Here is a 2761-nt window from a genome sequence, read left to right as displayed (position 1 = left end):
TACCTCGATAATCCATATCTCACGCCCGATAATAATGTTGCTGAAAATGCAATCCGCCCATTCGCCATCGGCCGCAAGAACTGGCTGTTCTCAGGTTCACCTCGAGGAGCAAAATCCAGTGCGACAATATATAGCCTGGTTGAAACAGCAAAGGCCAACAATCTCAATCCCTACGAATATCTGATTTATATATTTGAAAAATTTCCCTTCATAGATTCTGCACATGATCTTGAATCGTTGCTTCCATGGAAAATGCCAAAAGGCAAAGCAATATAGCAGATTTAATTTCATTTGTAAGGTGCAGCTATTTCTACGCTTACTCCCACTTCATACAGAATATAAATTACGTTACGCCGAGATCTTTCCAAATGTTCAAGTGCTGGAAGATAATGAAATTATGGAGTTATAGCAGGGAACAATTATGCCGTACATAGGCTGCACCAAGAAGTTACTAGATGAATTGAAAATCAAAGAACCCGCTGATCATTCCGATTTTAGAGGATTGCGTGGCTGGCATGGCAATACCTTTCGCCTTTATCGTAGTAAGTCTGTCTTGCTGGTTAATGACGAAACGCGATTCGCAGTTTTTATTCCACGGTTGGTGAAAAAGGACTTTGCAAATTTTGACAGGATCTTCCGTGAACGATTCAAGGAAGCTTTGGAATGGGCTGGTGCTGATGAAAGTCAAATTGCCAAGGCTTTGCTTCAGTGCGGTGGGTGCTCATACGGCAAGACTCATAATCGAAGCGTGCTTGGTACTATGAATGATATGAAGCAGGCTATTGAGCATATTCTCTGGTACAAATTTGGACGGCTACCTAAAGGACCGGAAGAGATCAGGTATATGACGATGCTCTTGAATGAGACTCCTTACCAAGGAAAAGATCTTGGAGAATATGTGTTTGCTGCAGTGAATATGCCTAAAATGCTTGCCGAGCTGTAATTATTCTTCATCAAGTGCTTCTATTATGTTGTTTGTTATCTCTTATTGTGTTTAAATGACATTATAATGTCACTATTTGATGAAAAGCTCCCTTCTGAGGCGTTAGTAGCACTAGCACGAAATATCCGAGAACTGCGGCTGAATCGTCAGTGGACTCAGGACACTCTTTCCGAGCGTTCTGGAGTTCCTCTTTCCACTTTGCGCAAGTTCGAGCGCACGGGTAAAATCTCTCTTGAATCATTCCTCAAAGTGGCTTTTAGCCTAGATGTATTGGATGAGTTGCTGGTAGCAACAGAATCCAAAGGCCAGAGCTTCACCTCCATGGATCAGGTGCTTGATAAAGTTGAACCTAAGAAGCGGAAGCGGGGGCGAAAGTCATGACACAAAAGAAAGCTGTACATGAAAAACTAGATGTTTTCGGCAACTTCGGATCTGTGCGGCATCATGTCGGCGTGTTGGCCGTGCGTGATGGTGAGATCTACTTTGAGTATACGGATGATTTCTTGCAAACAGGTATGGAAATATCTCCATTCAAACTACCCACGAAGAATCAGTTTGTTCACTGCAAATCTCCGTTTGAGAGTTTGCCGGGAGTTTTCTATGACTCTCTTCCAGATGGCTGGGGTCGGCTTCTCATGGAAAGAGTTCTGCGCGGTAAGGGAATTCATCCCAGTCAAATAACACCGCTAGACCGACTGGCCTTTGTGGGAATTAGCGGCCTTGGGGCTTTAGAATATGAGCCTGCAGTATCACAGTCTAGGGCGAGAGAATTGTCACTGGATGAGATCGCTGGATACGCCAAAAATGTACTCGCTGAAGAGCTTTCCGGTACTCCTCAAGACGTTATCGAAGCTCTACTGCATCTTAATGGATCATCAGCCGGAGCAAGGCCGAAAGTGCTAGTCAGTGTATTTGAAGATGGCACGTTAAATTGTTCCCCACTCTCAGGTAGTGCTGGAAACACCGATCTTAATCGCGGTGCCGAAGCATGGATGGTCAAATTCCCGAACACTCACGATGGGAGAGATAGCGGTGCGCTTGAGTATGTCTATTCAATCATGGCTCGTAAGGCTGGTATTGAAATGCCTCCCACAAGGCTCTTTTCGGCCAAAGACGGTCCGGGGTATTTCGGTATCAAGCGATTTGACGTTACCCCACATGAAAGATTTCATATGCATACAGCCTGCGGACTTCTAGAAGCAGATTACCGTGTGCCAGCACTGGACTATCAGGATCTCATAAAACTCACTTACATCCTTACTAAGAATCAGCAGGAAGTAGAAAAGATCTACCGTCTGGCTGTTTTCAACGTTCTAGCCCACAACCGTGACGATCATGGAAAGAACTTTACCTATCTAATGGGCAAATCCGGACAATGGTCCTTTGCTCCAGCATACGACCTTACATATTCTCATGGCCCCAATGGAGAGCAGTCCACCATGGTAATGGGAGAGGGTAGGAGTCCTGGCAAAGAACATTTGATGGCGTTGGCTGAGGTGGCGGATATCAGTGAGAAAAAAGCTGGGCAGTGTATTGAGCAGGTAGAAGATAGTTTGAGCGAGTTTGGTAAGCTGGCGGGGGAGTATGGGGTTTCGGCAGATTTAGGACCTCAGCTATGAGGGGACGTGAAAGGGACGCGGCATAATTTTCAGGTATTCTTGACGGATAGCACTCAGGGGCGTAGGTGTTATGCGGGTAATAAATATTAACCATAGGACTGCTGATTGGATTTATGGTTAAGGTAAGCGTCACATAGGCTCCATCTTTTAAAAGAAGTCCTGATGATATAAGCTTAGCCCTTGTTCTTTGACATATACT

Annotated in this window: 4 protein-coding genes; all 4 read left to right on the top strand. The window is 44.9% G+C overall.

Annotated elements, in window-relative coordinates; translation table 11 throughout:
- Positions 1-276, top strand: a 276-nt coding sequence (locus JEY82_RS19595) for a transposase domain-containing protein (RefSeq protein WP_304089003.1), incomplete at its 5' end; no start/stop codon positions are given.
- A gap of 145 nt (positions 277-421) precedes the next feature.
- The gene (locus JEY82_RS19590) at positions 422-943 is read left to right on the top strand and encodes a hypothetical protein (RefSeq protein WP_304089000.1); all 522 of its coding nucleotides are present in this window, start codon (positions 422-424) and stop codon (positions 941-943) included.
- 66 nt (positions 944-1009) lie between these two features.
- Entirely contained in the window at positions 1010-1324 is a 315-nt protein-coding gene (locus JEY82_RS19585) for a helix-turn-helix domain-containing protein (protein WP_304088997.1), read from the top strand.
- Positions 1321-2562, top strand: coding sequence for a type II toxin-antitoxin system HipA family toxin (locus JEY82_RS19580; RefSeq protein WP_304088994.1), 1242 nt, complete (start codon positions 1321-1323; stop codon positions 2560-2562). The genes JEY82_RS19585 and JEY82_RS19580 overlap by 4 nt, the downstream gene beginning before the upstream one ends.
- Positions 2563-2761 lie beyond the last annotated feature (199 nt).

This window comes from Maridesulfovibrio ferrireducens, from assembly GCF_016342405.1.
GTDB classification, from domain to species: domain Bacteria; phylum Desulfobacterota; class Desulfovibrionia; order Desulfovibrionales; family Desulfovibrionaceae; genus Maridesulfovibrio; species Maridesulfovibrio ferrireducens_A.
The sequence above is the reverse complement of the archived record's forward strand: the minus strand, read 5'-3'. Positions and strand labels throughout refer to the sequence as shown.

Coding starts and splice junctions, on each gene's coding strand:
- JEY82_RS19580 (WP_304088994.1), top strand. CDS start 1,321: ATGACACAAAAGAAAGCTGTACATGAAAAACTAGATGTTTTCGGCAAC.
- JEY82_RS19585 (WP_304088997.1), top strand. CDS start 1,010: ATGTCACTATTTGATGAAAAGCTCCCTTCTGAGGCGTTAGTAGCACTA.
- JEY82_RS19590 (WP_304089000.1), top strand. CDS start 422: ATGCCGTACATAGGCTGCACCAAGAAGTTACTAGATGAATTGAAAATC.